This window comes from Deltaproteobacteria bacterium (assembly GCA_018668695.1).
Classification (GTDB): Bacteria; Myxococcota; XYA12-FULL-58-9; order XYA12-FULL-58-9; family JABJBS01; genus JABJBS01.
This window is the reverse complement of the sequence record JABJBS010000156.1, coordinates 1-16428: the sequence shown is the minus strand read 5'-3', so window position 1 is coordinate 16428 and position 16428 is coordinate 1. Positions and strand designations below refer to the sequence as shown.

At 51.8% G+C, this 16428-nt stretch carries 16 protein-coding genes and 1 tRNA gene; 4 read left to right on the top strand and 13 right to left on the bottom strand.

The genetic code is table 11. From position 1 onward, the window contains the following. The first annotated feature begins 22 nt into the window (after positions 1-22). Positions 23-583, top strand: coding sequence for a hypothetical protein (locus HOK28_08350; GenBank protein ID MBT6433085.1), 561 nt, complete (start codon positions 23-25; stop codon positions 581-583). Here HOK28_08350 and HOK28_08345 read toward each other — a convergent pair. The 5 genes from HOK28_08345 to HOK28_08325 are packed head-to-tail and all read right to left on the bottom strand — an operon-like array spanning position 574 to position 4556. Beyond that, on the bottom strand, positions 574-1428 hold the full coding sequence (locus HOK28_08345) for a 3-hydroxybutyryl-CoA dehydrogenase (protein MBT6433084.1): 855 nt from the start codon (positions 1426-1428) through the stop codon (positions 574-576). The genes HOK28_08350 and HOK28_08345 overlap by 10 nt on opposite strands. Beyond that, on the bottom strand, positions 1421-1852 hold the full coding sequence (locus tag HOK28_08340) for a hypothetical protein (GenBank protein MBT6433083.1): 432 nt from the start codon (positions 1850-1852) through the stop codon (positions 1421-1423). The genes HOK28_08345 and HOK28_08340 overlap by 8 nt, the downstream gene beginning before the upstream one ends. Positions 1853-1900: 48 nt before the next feature. Then, a complete protein-coding gene (locus HOK28_08335) occupies positions 1901-2365 on the bottom strand; it encodes a hypothetical protein (protein ID MBT6433082.1) in 465 nt (154 codons plus the stop codon). Between the two features lie 38 nt (positions 2366-2403). Then, positions 2404-3723, bottom strand: a complete 1320-nt coding sequence (locus tag HOK28_08330; protein ID MBT6433081.1) for a hypothetical protein — start codon at positions 3721-3723, stop codon at positions 2404-2406. Between the two features lie 11 nt (positions 3724-3734). After that, positions 3735-4556: an Mrp/NBP35 family ATP-binding protein gene (locus HOK28_08325; GenBank protein MBT6433080.1), complete on the bottom strand. Its 822-nt coding sequence runs from the start codon at positions 4554-4556 to the stop codon at positions 3735-3737. Positions 4557-4679: 123 nt separating this feature from the next. On the opposite strand from HOK28_08325, the gene HOK28_08320 reads away from it, so the two are divergent. Continuing rightward, positions 4680-5528: a 3'(2'),5'-bisphosphate nucleotidase CysQ gene (locus HOK28_08320; protein ID MBT6433079.1), complete on the top strand. Its 849-nt coding sequence runs from the start codon at positions 4680-4682 to the stop codon at positions 5526-5528. Positions 5529-5538: 10 nt separating this feature from the next. Here the strand turns inward: HOK28_08320 and HOK28_08315 are convergent, their stop codons facing one another. Beyond that, entirely contained in the window at positions 5539-6447 is a 909-nt protein-coding gene (locus tag HOK28_08315; GenBank protein ID MBT6433078.1) for a tetratricopeptide repeat protein, read from the bottom strand. A 183-nt stretch (positions 6448-6630) separates the two neighbouring features. Continuing rightward, positions 6631-6706: transfer RNA gene (locus HOK28_08310), tRNA-Lys, on the bottom strand. Positions 6707-6899: 193 nt separating this feature from the next. On the opposite strand from HOK28_08310, the gene HOK28_08305 reads away from it, so the two are divergent. Together HOK28_08305 and HOK28_08300 are read left to right on the top strand one after the other, a co-directional pair. Continuing rightward, the gene (locus HOK28_08305) at positions 6900-8084 is read left to right on the top strand and encodes an acetyl-CoA C-acetyltransferase (protein MBT6433077.1); all 1185 of its coding nucleotides are present in this window, start codon (positions 6900-6902) and stop codon (positions 8082-8084) included. 117 nt (positions 8085-8201) lie between these two features. Beyond that, positions 8202-8666 carry a GNAT family N-acetyltransferase gene (locus HOK28_08300; protein ID MBT6433076.1) on the top strand — a complete coding sequence of 155 codons (465 nt, stop codon included), beginning with the start codon at positions 8202-8204 and terminating at the stop codon, positions 8664-8666. Here HOK28_08300 and mutL read toward each other — a convergent pair. The 6 genes from mutL to HOK28_08270 all read right to left on the bottom strand — a co-directional run. Beyond that, on the bottom strand, positions 8663-10462 hold the full coding sequence (mutL, locus tag HOK28_08295) for a DNA mismatch repair endonuclease MutL (GenBank protein ID MBT6433075.1): 1800 nt from the start codon (positions 10460-10462) through the stop codon (positions 8663-8665). The two genes, HOK28_08300 and mutL, sit on opposite strands and share 4 nt — an antisense overlap. A 17-nt stretch (positions 10463-10479) precedes the next feature. Next, complete coding sequence (locus HOK28_08290) at positions 10480-11376, bottom strand: diguanylate cyclase (protein ID MBT6433074.1); 897 nt, start codon at positions 11374-11376, stop codon at positions 10480-10482. Positions 11377-11399: 23 nt separating this feature from the next. Further along, a complete protein-coding gene (locus tag HOK28_08285) occupies positions 11400-12755 on the bottom strand; it encodes a glucose-6-phosphate isomerase (protein ID MBT6433073.1) in 1356 nt (451 codons plus the stop codon). Between the two features lie 95 nt (positions 12756-12850). Continuing rightward, positions 12851-15250, bottom strand: a complete 2400-nt coding sequence (locus tag HOK28_08280) for a hypothetical protein (protein ID MBT6433072.1) — start codon at positions 15248-15250, stop codon at positions 12851-12853. A gap of 172 nt (positions 15251-15422) precedes the next feature. Continuing rightward, positions 15423-16166, bottom strand: a complete 744-nt coding sequence (locus HOK28_08275; protein MBT6433071.1) for a LysM peptidoglycan-binding domain-containing M23 family metallopeptidase — start codon at positions 16164-16166, stop codon at positions 15423-15425. Beyond that, positions 16163-16428 (bottom strand): DedA family protein (locus HOK28_08270; protein ID MBT6433070.1); only part of this gene is annotated, 266 nt, incomplete at its 5' end. The genes HOK28_08275 and HOK28_08270, both read right to left, overlap by 4 nt.

The following is a 16428-nucleotide window of genomic DNA, read 5'->3' as shown; positions in this document are numbered from 1 at the left end:
TAAGACAAAGAAAGGCCGTAAATTGACTGAAACGACGCGTAAACTCATTGAAGCAACGCTCCATTCGAAACAGGCCGTCACCTTTCTCGATGCCTTAAGCATTTTGCGCTCGATCCGCAGCAGCGGACTGACGACTCGGCATTTCCAGAACTCACTCATTGAACTCCTCGGACACCCAGAGGCCACGAGGCGTAGCGTTGAAATTCTCGAGAAGGCATTAACCGCTGAGCTTAAAAACCATGAACGAGAACTTCTCCGAGGAAGGCAAACCCTAAGCGAACGAAACAATCGGCAAACTGTGCAGGGAATATGTGGCCAAGAGCTTAGAGTCGAACTTCCGGCAAGTTCAGGTTCCTATTGGGAGCCTGCACCCAATCAGGAGCAAGCTATAGAGATTCGACTATTACTGGGAGAATCCGCCAAGGCCGGTTGCGAGAGTTTCGGTGTGAGCCTTAAAGCCGTCGGCCGTTACAAGGTCAGTTGGGAACGCAGGCAGGACGCCCGGGAAGCCTCGAAAAGTTCTCTGAGAAATCGCCTAAATGACGATTTCTATTTAGAGATCGTAATCAATAATCAACCGTAGGCATGAAACCCGTGACCTGATTTACGGCCGAAACGCCCTGCTTCTACCAATCGCTTCAAGAGCGGGCATGGCCGGTATTTAGGGTCTCCGAGGTCGTTATGAAGAACTTCCATGATCGAGAGGCATGTATCCAAGCCAATAAAGTCAGCAAGGGTCAGAGGGCCCATCGGCTGGTTGGTTCCAAGCTTCATGGCAGTATCGATATCTTCGGCGGTAGCCACGCCCTCCATCAGAGCAAAAGCCGCCTCGTTAATCATCGGCATCAAGACTCGGTTCACAATAAACCCTGCATAGTCTTTTGAGGTTACCGTGGCCTTATTCATCTGGTGGGCCAGCGCAATGGTTTTATCGTAAACATCATCGGCCGTAGAGACACCCCGGATGACCTCCACCAACTTCATGATTGGCACTGGATTCATGAAGTGCATACCGATCACTTGCTCTGCACGGTTCGTGGTTGAAGCAATGCGGGTAATGGATATTGAAGAAGTATTCGATGCGAAAATAGCATCCTTCCCAATGTGCTCATCCATCGTCTTAAAAATCTTCGCCTTAAGGTCTTCACGTTCAGTAGCAGCCTCAACCACGAATGGGAGGTCGTGCATGCTTGGGATACCATCTACAGGATTAATGCGGGCCAGCAGAGCCTCACTGGCTTCCTCGTTAATTTTACCTTTGGCAATGAGTTTCTGAAGCCCCTTGGCGATAACTTCTTTACCCTGGACCGCAGTTTTTAGATCAACATCGGCTAAATACACATCAAGGTCAGCCTGTGCTGCGGTCTGAGCAATTCCGCGCCCCATCTGGCCGGCGCCTACAACACCAATCGATTGAATTTCACTCATTTTCAGTTCCTGTTTCGGCATTGTCTGGTGCCTCGTTATCTGTTTCAGGTGGTTCACTGTCCGAGTCGTGCTGTACCGCAGCCTCTATGTCGACGATAGGGTCTTGGCCCTCTTTAAAGCGTATATTTGCTTTCACCTCGATGTTCATACCCTGCAATATCTTTGGCAACTCCTTCGATAGGTCAACCCCGTCTAGAAAAGTGCGAAACTCTCGAGTGACGATTTTAAAAAACTCATCGCGCGTTTTCTCTGTTTGTCCCACAAGATAATTCAGCGCATCCCGTGGCAATTCACCGAGCTGCCCTTTGATACTCTCTTCACTCATAAACAAGCTGCTGATACTGCCGAAAACAGCCTTGCGAATGGTATCGGTTACGCCGCTTTGGACGCTTTCGTCTGACTCTTTAGGTTCTTCTTCACTCATCGAGGGGATTCTTTCTCAAAGGATATAACGAGGTCGTGCGATTCTTGTTTAAGGGAGTTCATCCACATTGAACTCAAGGCCGAGGGAGTAGCAGTTGCTGGCAAAGCTATTGCTGTCGTAAAGCTGTAAGCCGAGAACCACTTGAGCGCCGTCACTTACTGTTTCCGAGAAACGCAGCGGCAAGGCCAATACACCGTCCGTAGCATCCAAAGTGACACCACTTTGACGAAAGACATCATCAAGGCTCAAAGTTGCAGCCTCTTCTCCGCTCAGAAAGAATTTAGCCTGCCCCAGTCCGCCCAGGTCGCCATTGGAGTCTTCGAAGGTTGCCGAAAATATGAGGGTCCATGGGTCCCCATCCAGCTGTCTTTTCAGCTCGAAATTGGTCAGCAGTGGAGCCAGGTCACTATCGGATTGAAAACGAGACCCGCATGCAGCTGAGTCTGTACCACAGCCAATTAGGCCACTTGAGAACGCTACAAGAAACAAGAGGATGGAAGAATTATTACTCATGGCCCAAATCCTTATCACGGTTGCATGGCGGAAGGAATTTAAGGGTTACCGCCTTCGACTTTATTGAAACGAAGTTCGACAAAGCGGCCATTGGCCTTCTCGAGGTCCTTTTTCTTAAACCGCTCATCTGGATTAATCATAAACGCTGGCCCAGAAGCATCAAGCATAAACGGGAAATCGCTGTTCACGCTGTCTCCGAAGGCCAAGTAAGCGGGACCACCGAGCCACTCTCGGACAATCGAGCCTTTAAGCATATAAGTGCTATCGACATTACCTGTATACTTATCGTTTTTGGCTTCCTGGAGGCTCCCTATGCGGTTTTCCGGTCCAACTCCCAGCATATCGCCCGCTACATCAACCAAGATATCGAGGCCGGCAGAGATGAAATAAACATCGAAACCACTGGAGCGAAGCTGAGCCACGATCCGTCGCATGGAACACCCGCTTGGGTCGTCGTAGAACTTACCCTGCAGTGGCGGGTAAGCGCTGCTGCCTTGAGTCATTGAGCGCTGGGCAATTTTGTAAGCATCCTGCTTGCTCATTCCTGCGAGCATGGCCGCGACCAGATAGAAGCCGTCTTTTCGATTCAAGCGCTGAGCTTTCGGCAGCGAGCCATCGGTCGCATGCTTCAAGACAAGAGCCGCATTGTCCTGAATCGAGTTCTTTCGGACCAAATCAGCGTTCACGCCTTCGACCTTAAGAAGTGCCTCAACCATCGCTGGGTGTGCTTGCTCAGTTACCTTCTTACTCTCCACCAGAGCACTTAAAAAGTAGTCGATACCGTGGCCGTCCCAGAGCGTTTCGTCCAAATCAAAAACGGCTGTAAGGGCAAAGCCCTGAGCGTGAATAGCCTTGGTGTCGAGAAGCTGAATGGCCTCACAGACAGCCTTCGGTGTCATGGAATCGGCCGAATACCCAGGAAAGTGACTGGTAAGAAGACCCGCGAGTAGCGCTTCTTTTTCCGGTCCGACATTAACGCTACCAACAACCTTAACTTGAGATGCCAACCACTTCGACTCTGCCGCCAAGCTGCGCAACGCCGACTCATCATAGGCACTGAGATCCCACTGCCCTGATTTCTGCTTCGCGAGCTTTAGAAGGGATGCGTGATCGTGGTCGCCCATACCCTTGTACAAGGGTGTGCTGATTGGCGCCGGAGCTGACCCAAGTTTTGAAGTAGCTGCCTTCGCCAGTCCGTCGAGCAGCGCATGATCAGCAGCATCAACCGAGCCATCACCATTCACATCCAAACTTGAGACACTTAAGGTGGCGCCCTCAAGGCTATCTCCCACGAAAGCGCCATGTGACGTTGCACAAGCGGTCGTCAAGAGAGCAAAAACAACTGATCGACGATTCATGAAAACATCCGTTAATTGGTTACGATTTTGAGAAGCCCGCGGCCCTTCGGAGCGCCTTCAGCCGCTGCTGCATTGCTTGCATCAACAGCCTCTACGAGGCGTTTCGCGATGTCTCTAAACGCGTTTGCACTCTCGGCGTCGGGTGCAGCTTGCACAATCGGCTCACCGCTGTCACCGCAAGCACGGACTTTAGGTTCGATTGGAATTTGTCCCATCAATGGAATGTTGAGTTCCTCGGCTGCACGCTCGCCACCGCCGCTACCAAAAATATCATACCGTTTACCATCATCGGCCACAAAATAGCTCATATTCTCCACGATACCCATCACCGGGATACGTACCCGGTCAAACATCGACTTGGCTCGGTAAACATCAGCCAACGCCACATCCTGGGGTGTGGTCACAAGCAAGCTACCCGTGACTTTTACCTTTTGAGCCAAACTGAGTTGGATATCACCCGTGCCTGGAGGCAAATCGAAAATGAGGTAATCTAAATCGCCCCAATCAACGTCGTTGACAAATTGGGTGACAGCACCAGCGAGCATTGGGCCACGCCAAACCATAGCCACATCGGGATCAACCATGTAGCCCATCGACATCAGCTTCAGTCCGTATTTCTCGACCGGGACAATCGTTTTCCCATCGGGGGAAGACGGCCGTGGTGAAGAGCCCAGCATGGTTGGAATCGAGGGACCGTAAATGTCGGCATCGAGGAGCCCTGTACGGAATCCTAAGTGGGATAGCGACAAAGCCACGTTTGTGGCGACTGTAGATTTGCCTACCCCGCCTTTACCACTCGCGATGAGGATCAGATTTTTTATATTGCCTGCCATTTGTTACCCTATGCTCTCAAAGACGCGTACCGTTTACACGGCGAATATTGTAAGTACTCAGTACTACAAGACTAAGACATCCCGGCCGCCAAGCGCCGGTAATTTGAAGGACTCTTACTGCTTATGACCACATTCGGCAACCTATCCTTGGCCCCGGAGCTTGAAACCGCAATTGAACTTGCACGGGCGGCGGGCGCTATCATTATGAACCATTACGCCCAGGGCACGGAAGTTGAGATAAAGGGCGATGACAGCCCGGTAACCGTAGCCGACAAAGACGCCAACGAACTAATTGTTAAAGGGCTGCGGGAAGCTTTTCCTGATGACGCTATCCTTGCCGAAGAATCCACGGATGACCTGGCTCGGCAAGGCTATCGCCGGCTTTGGTGTGTCGACCCATTGGATGGAACACGTGAATTTATTGATAAAAATGGAATGTTCGTCGTTATGATTGGTTTAGCGATTGATGGAGAAGCCAAGGCTGGCGTTGTATATCAGCCCACCGAAGACCTCTTGATGTGGGGTGCTGACGGTATGTCAGGTGTGATCCACAACGGTGAGGACATTCAACACGGCGTCACTGGGTGCTCCACGCCTCAAGATGCATCGATGGTTGTTTCGCGTTCTCACCGCTCTTCCACGGTAACAGCGGTTGCAGAGCGGCTCGGGGTTAAGAATGAGAAACCCCTTGGGAGTGTTGGCCTGAAAGTAGCCTACATCGTCATGGGCAAAGCCGAAATGTATCTCTCAACGTCCGACAGAATGATGGAATGGGATACCTGTGCCCCCGAAGCTATCTTGAGAGCAAGCGGCGGAACCGTCACAGATATCCGTGGGGAACCACTGCGGTATAATAAAACGAAGCCAAACACGCACTTTGGGGTTCTGGCCACCAATGGACTTCTACACCGTCCCGCGGTTCTTGCGCTTGTTCCTGTGTGCCAAGAGCGTCAGTGGAACATCACTGGCTGATAATAACTTCTTAAGGTGCGATGGTTGGAGCCGCCGTGGGAGCTAGCCCAGCCAACTGAGTCTTTGCCGCACTTGCATGACGGCTTCCTGATGCAACGACAGATTCTAGAATCTTACGTCCGCCGTCCGCATCACCGACCTGCAATAGAGAGTAACCGTGCCAATAGAGCACTTCATCAATCACATTGCGGTCTGTCTCTTTCTTGCGAATCGCTTCAAAGACCTCGATAGCGTCGGAGTACTTTCGGCTTTCGCGTAAGGTGATCCCCAACAAGTAACGCCCTGAGTTCGCATAGCGGCCTTCGGGAGAGATTCGTAAAGACTCGCGAAACGCCTTGATGGCGTCCGTCTTACGGCTCGCTGAGAGGAAATTACGTCCGTTACGGTAGGCTTCTTCGCCCGCCGCTGTTTGAAAATCGGTTAGAGTCGGCCCGACCGCTTGCCGCTCAAGTGGTGACAAGAGTGCCATGTCGAGTTCCGGTAAAAGACGTGCGGCTTCGCTTTTGCGGTTGGCCTTCAGGTGCCCAAGAAGCTCCAAAGCCATGCTTTGAGCCTGTGACCGAACTTTCGAGTCGTCCGCAACACGCTTTAGCCGCGTGTCGAGCTCAGCGGACCGAGCCGCAAGCTCTTGCTTTAAGCGCTCAGCATCTTGTGCGGCCTGAAAAGCATTTTCTCGGATGCCCTCGATTGAGATTGAGGAGATGAAATAAGCGGCGACTGAAATAGTTAATGCGACGATGGCATAAGCGCCGATCGTGGCGAAACGTGCACGCTTCTCAAGGTTATCGAACCGGGTTTCAAAACCCTTCATGTCGAGTGATAGATTCTTGATTTGATTATCGGTCTTTATAGACTGATTACGCGCTTCTACTACTTCACGCTTGAGTTCGTTAAATTCTCTGAGTGCAGGATCAGACACCACAGCCTCCTCGGTTCGCGCTTCATCGCGCGCGTAGACGGTCTTACACCAAGTCGAAGCGAAGGCAAACGGCCTAGACTCAACAAATATGCAACGCGTTAAATGATTTGGATATTCCCCGCATTCAGCTCTGGGAGTTTGATTACTCAAACCATAACAAGCTGATTCCGGAGGGGGGGGGAATGGTGGGTCGTCAGGGGCTCGAACCCTGGGCCACCGGATTAAAAGTCCGATGCTCTACCAACTGAGCTAACGACCCGCCGGGAGGCCGTAACTACACAGCTCCAGTGCGAACGTCAACGATTGTTCGCCCAAAGATTCACTTTTTTTGTAGAAAACATCAAAAGTTTGAACGAACCGACTCTTCGCTATTCGGAGGTATGGCGACACCAAGAGCTATCTGGTAGGACGCGGGCCGGTCACACAAACCTGATCCCCAAGGGAGAGACGCTATGACAGAAGTCGTTATTATATCCGCAAAAAGAACCCCAATTGGCCGCTTTCAAGGCGCTTTATCCGGTGTAACCGCTCCAAAACTGGGCGCTACCGCCATCTCATCAGCCGTCGAAACCGCCTCGATCGCCCCCGAGGAAATTGAGCAAGTGATCATGGGGAATGTACTCCAAGCAGGTATTGGCCAGGCACCGGCCAGGCAAGCCGCAATTTTTGGAGGATTGCCGATGAGCGCTGGCGCGATCACACTCCACAAAGTTTGTGGTTCAGGCCTTCGTGCCGTGATGGATGCAAGTAACGGTATCCGAGCCGGGGAATGGGAAGCGGTTGTAGCAGGAGGCATGGAAAATATGTCGGCATCCCCTCACCTTCTTCCGCGTTCGCGTGACGGTTTTCGTATGGGCGACGCAAAACTCGTCGACTCAATGATAAAAGACGGACTTTGGGACCCCTACGGCGACAAGCACATGGGCAACTGCGCAGAGCTCTGTGCCAAAAAATATGCTTTCACCCGTGAAGAACAAGATGCATTCGCGCTTCAATCCTACCACCGCTCGCAGGCCGCCGCTGAGGCCGGATCGTTCGACAACGAACTGGCATCCGTATCGGTTCCACAGCGCAAGGGCGACCCAGTCGTCGTGGACAAAGACGAAGAGCCTTGGGCAGCGCCGCTCGATAAGATGACAAAACTTCGTCCAGCATTCGACAAGGAAGGCTCGATAACGGCAGCCAACGCTTCTAAAATCAACGACGGAGCGGCCGCGATGGTCGTAACATCTGCAGAAAAAGCCAAAAGCCTTGGGTTGAAGCCAATGGCCAAGATTCTCGGTCAAGCTTCTTTCGCACATGAGCCTGATTGGTTCACAACCGCACCTGTTGAAGCCGCTAAGAAGGCTCTCAATAAAGCTGGTCTCAACGCATCCGACATTGACCGTTGGGAAATCAACGAGGCGTTTGCAGTGGTAACAATGGCTTCTATCCGTGATTTAGAACTCGATCCTGAAAAGGTTAACGTCCGTGGCGGCGCAGTTTCAATGGGTCACCCCATCGGATGTTCCGGTGCTCGTATCCTTGTCACTTTGCTCCATACTTTGCAGGCCGAAGGGTTACGCTACGGCTGCGCCTCGATTTGTATCGGCGGCGGCGAAGCAGCAGCGGTTGTGGTAGAGAATCTACAAGCCTAACATACTTAAAAGACGGCCAAATCTGACTACCGGAGCCTCGCTGCGGTCGACGCTCGCCAAAGCCCTGGCTCTTGGCTATGATTATATAGACTCAGGACACAAGGGATCCTCTCGGGTATGGACGAAGGCATAACGTTTCGCAAAGCAACGGATAGTGATTTAGAGCTGGTTGTGGCTTTGATGAACGAACTCATCGACGAACTCGGTTCTGGTGATGGCAATCATGACATAAAGTCTCGGCTCCCCGGTGATATTGCGAGTGCTCTGGCCAGCGAAAACGTCTGTATTTTTCTCGCCTTCGAAGAGGTTACCTGTGTTGGGCTAAGTCGTGGCGATATCCTATCGAGCGACCCCATCTTCAGGCTTAGACCAGACAACCGTTGCGGCTATGTAGACCAGATGTATGTACGTCCAACCCATCGACGCACAGGGGTCGGCGCCGCTTTATTAGAGCAATGCGAGACATGGTTTAAGGAACAAGGCATCGGTCACGTTCTTCTCCATGCAGCAGTTCGCGCCATTCGGTTTTACGCGCGTGCTGGCTATCAGTCGAATCGTGAGATGTTTAAAAAACTCGTTTAAACCACCGGCAAAGTCTTATGGATAACTTCCGCATGGCTAACAACCTTCGTGACCGGATACCTATAAAACCCATGGGTTCCAGTGCCCTTGGCTGAATCGATTTCAAGCAAGTCCCGTACCTCATACAGCTGCAAAGGTGCTGAACCTCTCGGCATCACGGAAACCCAAGCCCTCACCAGCTCAGACGTCAAGGATACTGAACCCGTGAGGTTCGGCAATACAGAGAGCGTCTTTTCGACCAAGACCGCACCATCCAAGTCGCCCAGCACTTCAGGCATTGCCCTTAGCAAGTAGCGGCCGGGGCCAATCGACTCCATCGACGCACCAAGTGCCTCAATACAGGGCATCGCGTTTTCCAATGCCTCTAGGGTGTTCGCGTTTGCTGAGAACGGGAATGGAAGCATCAGTCGCCTCTGGGTAACGACTTGGCTTAGGCGTAAGGCAGCAAACGCAAGCTCTTGGCGCGCGGTCGTTGGTGAGTAAAAAACAAAGAGGTCATCAAGAGCCATCCCCACCACATCTTCCCAGGGCCGAACCCACTCCCCTTCAATCTGATGAGCGGTCGGCTTTAACTGACGCTCGGCTGGTGCTGGTGTCGGCTTCGCTGGGCTCATTCCCGAGCTTCTGTGCTCGTCATTGCTTCTTTGCTGGGGCCTGGGCGCCTGCGCCAGCTGCTTACGGGGTTGTGGTTGGGTTTTACTTATGGGCCGTTCAGACGCCAAGTAACGGTGCGTGGCTTCCTCTACTCGAATTTTATTTTCTTCGAGTTTACGGGTTGGGAGCGGTATCTTTTCTTCACTCACCGCCAACGCAGAGGCGAGTGCTCGATAAACCGGCGCTGCCTCACTGAATCTGACTTCGAGCTTTTGCGGATGGACGTTAACGTCCACCGTTTCAGGGTCGATGTCTACAAAGATAACAACGATGGGATAACGGCCCCGCTGAACCATGGAACGAAATGCCTCGATGACCGCACGCTGTAGCATTTTATCTCGAACATAGCGCCCGTTTACGAAAATCCAAATCCCCTTTGAGTCGCCTCTATCAACTTCCAGTCCGGACCGGAAGCCAGTCACGTGAACCCCCTCTGAGGCGTACTCGAAATCACATAGAGCACCCACGCGTTTGCCGAGGGCAATTTCAATGCGCTCTCTTCCACGAACATCTGCAGGTACATCAACCAAGCGGCGGCGCCCCGAAGTCAAAACTAAACCAACTCGGCGAGAGCCCATTGTCGTTCGCAGGCATGCGTCAACAACATGGGCTTGCTCCGTTGCCGGCGAACGCAGAAACTTACGCCTGGCGGGTGTGTTATAAAATAACTGCTGAATATCGATACTGGTACCTTGCGGGCAGCCCACGGGTGTTTCGCTGACCAGCTTGCCACCCTTAATCTTGAGTGCCAGCCCAACAGAGTCACGGGCTCTTCGCGTGGTAATCGTCATCTCGCTTACCGACGCGATAGAGGACAGTGCTTCGCCTCTGAACCCAAAGGTATCGATACAAAATAAATCGGAAGGATTGAGAAGTTTACTGGTAGCGTGGCGTTGCCAGGAACGACGCAAGTCGTTTGGCCCCATTCCGACACCATCGTCCGTTACGGTAATGCGGCCAAGACCGCCGCCTTCGATATCCACTTGAATCGAAGTTGCCCCTGCATCTACGGAGTTCTCAACCAACTCTTTAACAATGGAGGCCGGTCGCTCGACGACCTCTCCCGCCGCTATCTGATCAATAACGTGCGATTCAAGCAAGTTGATGACCGGCTGGTCTTCTGGGAGCGAGCTCTCTAACATGCGCTGCTTGGTAAACCTTAACTACAGACGCGATTGCGACCTTGCTGCTTTGCTTCATAGAGAAGCTTATCCGCGGCCTCAATCATCTCATTGGGCGTAATGTCGCCGGCGCTGGGATCAAGAGTTTTCACACCGATGCTTATCGTAATGGGAATCTGTGTGTCATTATGACTGAAAGTATATTCCTCGATTGCTTTTCGAATTTTCTCACAAGCAACTGTCGCATCGTCGAGAGAGCTTTCCGGCAAGATGATGGCAAACTCCTCGCCGCCATAGCGACAGAAAACATCATTTACCCGTACCAAATTGGCTACATTTTTCGAGAGGTCTCGAAGAACCGTATCACCGGCCTGGTGGCCGTAGGTGTCATTCACTTTCTTGAAGTGGTCGATATCAAACATGGCTAAAGAGACTTCACGACCGTAACGTAAGCATCGCTTTAGCTCATCGTCTAAGCGTTGAAGAAAGTAACGCTTATTGAAAGCTTGGGTTAAGCTATCAATCGTCGTTAGGCGGTACATGTCATCTTGAAACTTGGAGTCAATGCTAGAGCCGGAAACCATCTTCAAGACAGTATCGCCAACTTTTAGATAGTCTCCGTCATGGAGCTGGGTATCGGTTATTTGCTGGTCATTTACAAAGGTCCCATTCGTCGAGCCAAGGTCCTCGATATAGACGTGCCCGCCGCGTAGGAACAACTTTGCATGCTTGCGCGAGATTCCCTCGGCATCGACTCGTATTTCTGCTTTCGGTGAACGCCCGAGAATCATCTCCGGCTTTTCTAACGGATAACGCTTACCAATATCTCCGCCGTGCAAAACAACAAGGGCTACGTGAAGAGTGGTGGTCTTATCGTTCTCATCCTCAACAGGTGAAGTCATGATAATCGTCTTGTCTGATTCGTCTTCTACCATTGCGTCGACCTTCTCCCTTCCACTCAACTTATAGCAAGTTCTTCACGAAGATACACCCGTTCCGCATATTCACTGAAGCCTTCTTGGCCCAACAGACCCAGTGCCATCTTCTTCCCAGCCTCAACCCCTGGCTGGTCAAAAGGGTTAATTCCCGTGATAATTCCCGCACATGCGCAGGCTGCCTCAAAAAGCAGCACCAACCCACCGATATGGTGGGCGTCAATCTTATCTACCTTAATATCCAGTACCGGAACCCCTGCATCCAATAGAGCGGCCCGAGTCGCTCGGCGCTCGGCGTCCAGTAACTCATACAGGTCTCGACCCCTAAGGAATGTAAGTTCAGGTACGTCAAGCAGCTCATCAGGTATGGGTAAGGGCCGGCGTGGCTGAACAACCTCGATAAGCGTCACAAGCTTGTCTCGCGGACCTTCCACAAAGAGTTGAAGCTGAGCATGCTGGTCGGTTGCTCCCACCGCAGGAATCGGCGTCTGTCCGGCAAAAACAGTTTCACCATGGCGATTAAGCCGCTTACCCAAAGATTCCGCCCAAAGCTGAACAAACCAATCGGTTAATGTGCGAAGTGAATCAGAATAGGGCATCATCACCAACGAACTTTTACCCAACTTATTAGCCGCTAGCATCGCCGCACCAGCCATCATACAGGCCGGGTTTTCTTCGATCTCGTTTTCCGTAACCCTGGCGAGCATATCCCGTGCTCCAGCCAAGATTTCACCAATATCAATACCCACGAATGCCGCTGGCAAGAGTCCAACGGGTGTAAGAGCGCTAAAGCGTCCGCCAACATTATCAGGTACGTCGAAGGTACGAATACCTTCGGTTTTAGAGAGTTCTCGCAGAAGGCCTTTTTCAGGGTCGGTTACAAACACCATCCTGTTTTGCGATTCACCCTGCCCCAAGCTCTTTTTGAACCAGCCGCGAATAATCAGCAGCTGAGCAAGAGTCTCCACTGTCCCCCCGCTCTTCGTGATCACAGCAGCCGCAGTTCGCTCAGGCTTAAGTCCATCCAGCGTTCTATTGATGGTGTCCGGATCAACATTATCGAGAAAATGAACTCGGTTCCCATTGGGTCCCGTCTCATTCAGGGCGGCTACCAAAGCTTGGCCGCCTAAGCTTGAGCCGCCGATACCAAGAACCAAAAGGTCATCAGCCAGAGATCGCAGCCGCTGTACTTCGGACTCAATCGACTTAACCAACTCCTCGTTCAATGGAAGGTCGTAAAAACCCAAGTCTTTACCGCGCCGCGCCATAAGCTCCCGATGCGCAATCCGTAACTCAGCTACTTGGGGCTCCCAGATAGTTTTATCTGGACCTGATTCCAGCAGAGGAGCAAACAAGCCTTCGGTTGATACTTCAATCATTGAACATTGCCTTCTTAAGAAACACTCGAAATCTGAACAAAAAAAAACCGGCGCAGAAGCGTTCAATGCTCCTGCGCCGGTTTACTTAGCACTTATTACTGCGCAGGGACATCCCGGCTCATAACAGCAGCAGCTTCGACGACGTCAAAGACACCGTTTAAGCTAGTTCCGTTATTAGAAGCCATCGTACCCAAGTCACTTGAAGCAAGCTCCAAGAGCATGTGAGTTACGTTGATGTTACCAGATGCATTTGGAGCAAATGGATCAGCACCCCATGCAGGAGTCGCTGGTGCCTCAAATGTCGATGCGCCCGCGAAGTATACGTTCCAGCGAGTAGAAACTTCGCCTTCGCCTTCACCGCCAACAGAGAATGTTGCCCAGTGCAGGTCAGCATCCTTCGTTGGTGTGTACATACGACCCGTGATGGCTTCCATCGCGCCTGATTCTTCAGGGAACGTGCGGTTAGCAATTTGACTGCTAATGCCCGTCTCAATGCCTTCGCCTTCACTGTGGTTCACCAAAATCGCACTGATGCGAATTTGCGACAAGTCATTAAGCAGTTCCGTTACGGGTGCTGCGATAATGATTGTTCGCTGAGGTGAGCCTGCTTCCAGGCCAGCGAAAGGAGGTGCGCTGAACAAAGGAAGGTGGCCACCAGGCAATTGACCTTCAGGTGCAATCGCCAAGACGTCCTTAGGACATCGGTTTTCAGTTTCATCAAGGCTGAAGTAGCAAATCTGGCCGCCGTTAAGAACGCCGTCAAACTCACCGTCTTCGCTTAGACAATCACCTTCTGTGCAGTCCAGTGCGAGACCAAGACCAAGAGGTACAAGACCCATGCCCTTAGCCTGAATGCCTGTTACTGCAAGCATGGCTTCCATCTTCTTGCTTGGATTAAGTGGATCTGCTGGCAACGCAGGCGCAGCAAATGCCGTAAAACGGCTCCACGCTTCACGAAGCGCGAGCTTGCCGTACTCACCAGTACCATCATCAAGGACAGGATAATCAGGGCTAGATGAACGGTCAGCTGAGCCGTACTCACCTGTAATGTGTTCCGTCCAAGCTTGTGCGGTTCCCGCAGGAAGCGACAAGTTACCCTTAAGACCCGTTGCAACACTTGAAATCAGTGGAACGATATCATCGTAAAGAGATCCAATATCTAAGTTCAGACCACAATCGAGGTCACAAGAACAATCGCCTTCACCACCGGCTGCTTCGTCACACACATCTTCTGTAGCGTCACATGAGCAATCAGTTAGGTAAGGAGTAGCTACGTTGATAACGCCGCTTAAGTCCGCAATTTCAACCTCTGTCCCGAGGCTCCATGCATAACGCCGACCAGGTACTGCTACCGAGTCAAAGTGTGGCTTAATTGGAGTGGCTGCAAGACCAGCGACTACGCCGCCAGGCAGTGCAATGGTTTCATCAACGAGACCGGCAATCGACACTTCATAGCAACCTGCAGGAACAGGATCTACTGAGCAGTCTGCCTCTGAGATTTCACCAATCAGAAGATCCGTATTGAAGTTCAACAGGGCTTTGAGTGGAAGGCTACCTGCAACAACACCAGCTTTAACCGCTGCAGCATCGCCGCCGAGGTAACGCTGCTCGTATTCTTCAAAGTTAAGCTGACCGGTGAAGCCACCTTTTTCTGGCTCAAGAGCGCGTGAGCTCAGTGGAACCGAAATGTCACTTGCACTTGAAGCAGTCAGACCAACCATTGAAAGGTAATTGTAGCCTTCAGCAAAAACAGTCACGCTGTAAGTACCATCAACTGCAACAGTCGTTTCAGTGGTCCCGTCTGCAGTTGTTGGTGCAGTAGCACCGTCATCTGCACCGTCGGCATTTGAGTCAATAATGACTGTTGCGCCTTCTACGGGCTGATTCGTGAGGTCATCAAAGACGTATACGCGGACATTGCCGTCGCCAACTGCACCCAAGTTTACCAGAGTTGCATTACACTGAGCGTAAGCACCAAATTCAACTGTCAACGTAGACTCTCCTGCAGCGTCGCCAGCAACAATGCCGGTGCCGTCAGCAGTAAAACTGTCACCACTTATTTCAGCGGTAAAAGTTGCACCTGGAAGCGGCGCGCCTTGGACAACTGCAAGGACAGCCTCAATTTGCATGCTTGCACCAGCACCTAGAACGATTCGCGGTGTACCTTCTGCAGCAAGCTGACCTGCGGAGTTAACGATATGGCATTCGCAACCCTGAGCGCTTGTTTCGCACTTTTGCTCGACAGACTTACAAACGAAGTCGTCATCGCAAATCATGCCTGCTTCACAGCTGTTTGGCTGACCAGATTCAGGCGTACAGCCTTCCCATGGTGCACAGTATCCGTCATCACAGAACTCACCTGGTTCACAGTTACTGGCAACCTCACAAGGCTGGCGGTCATCGGATGGGTCGGATGGGTCATCAGTATCGTCTCCCCCACCACAACCTGTGGCGGCGAATACACCAAGAGCCATCAACAACATGAGCTTTTTCATTTTTCCTCCAAAAAGGTATGCGCGCCCGGACGGACGTTTCGGGCAACCCCAACGGTTTAGACCCCGAGGGCGGAAGATAAATTCACACGGGTATTGAGGTCAAGCTAAACATCAACGCGATGCGTGAGAAACGGGCTTGCTCACAACTTTTGACGCAATTCGGGTTCGTCGACTAGGGAGGCAAAAAACCCATGGGATTCTGCGGATCAGCGCCCCTTCGGACCTCAAAATGCAGGTGCGGGCCACTGGCTTTACCGCTGTCACCCACCAAAGCGATGTTTTGTCCAACGCGTACTTGCTGCCCTTTTTTTACAAGATTTTTCAAATTATGAGCGTAAACCGTGACCAAACCGCCGTCGTGTTGGATGACAACGAGGTTGCCATAACCGCCATGCTTATCCGAATACAGGACTTTCCCGGCGCCGGCAGAATGAATTTTCTCACCCCGTGCTGCAGCGATATCAATGCCATCATGTGGTCGACCATGCTTCTTGCCAAACCGCGTCGTAATAACGCCCTTAAGTGGCCAACTAAGCGTATACTTTATCTTTTTACCGACTCGTCGTTTTGCAGAAGCTTCGTTATTTGCGCCGGCCACGACCACTGCACCTGGCACAAGTAGGACCTGGCCGACACTCAGCTGTTTGGGCTGATCGATTGAGTTTACACGCTTGAGGTCGCCCAAAGCCACGCCATGCGAATTGGCAATGCCCCAGAGGGTGTCCCCGGATTGAACAGTGTACTGTGTAACGCCTGCTTGATTAGGCTGTGACACGATGCGTAATGGCGTGCCTTGATAGCGCGAGACAACCCGAGAACCATGAGTTCCCAGCGGGACCTTACCAGTGCGCAGAGACGAACAGCCTACCATTTCAAAAACTAAGGCAAGCAGTGCAAGGCTTCTAAAAGATCTCATAAGATCACCTTCACAACCATAAAACCAGTGACCAGCAAAACGCAGAACAAAAGTGCCAGCTGATTGAAGTATTTATCGATAATGTCTTTTACTGGTTCGCCGAATCGTTTGAGCAGGCCCGCCACCAGAAAGAAGCGCAGTCCACGACTCAACGCCGCTGCACCCAAGAATGGCATCAACGGTAATCCCACAACACCACTGGCTACAGTAAATAGCTTAAATGGTATCGGCGAGAACCCTGCCGCAAAAACCATCACCACGC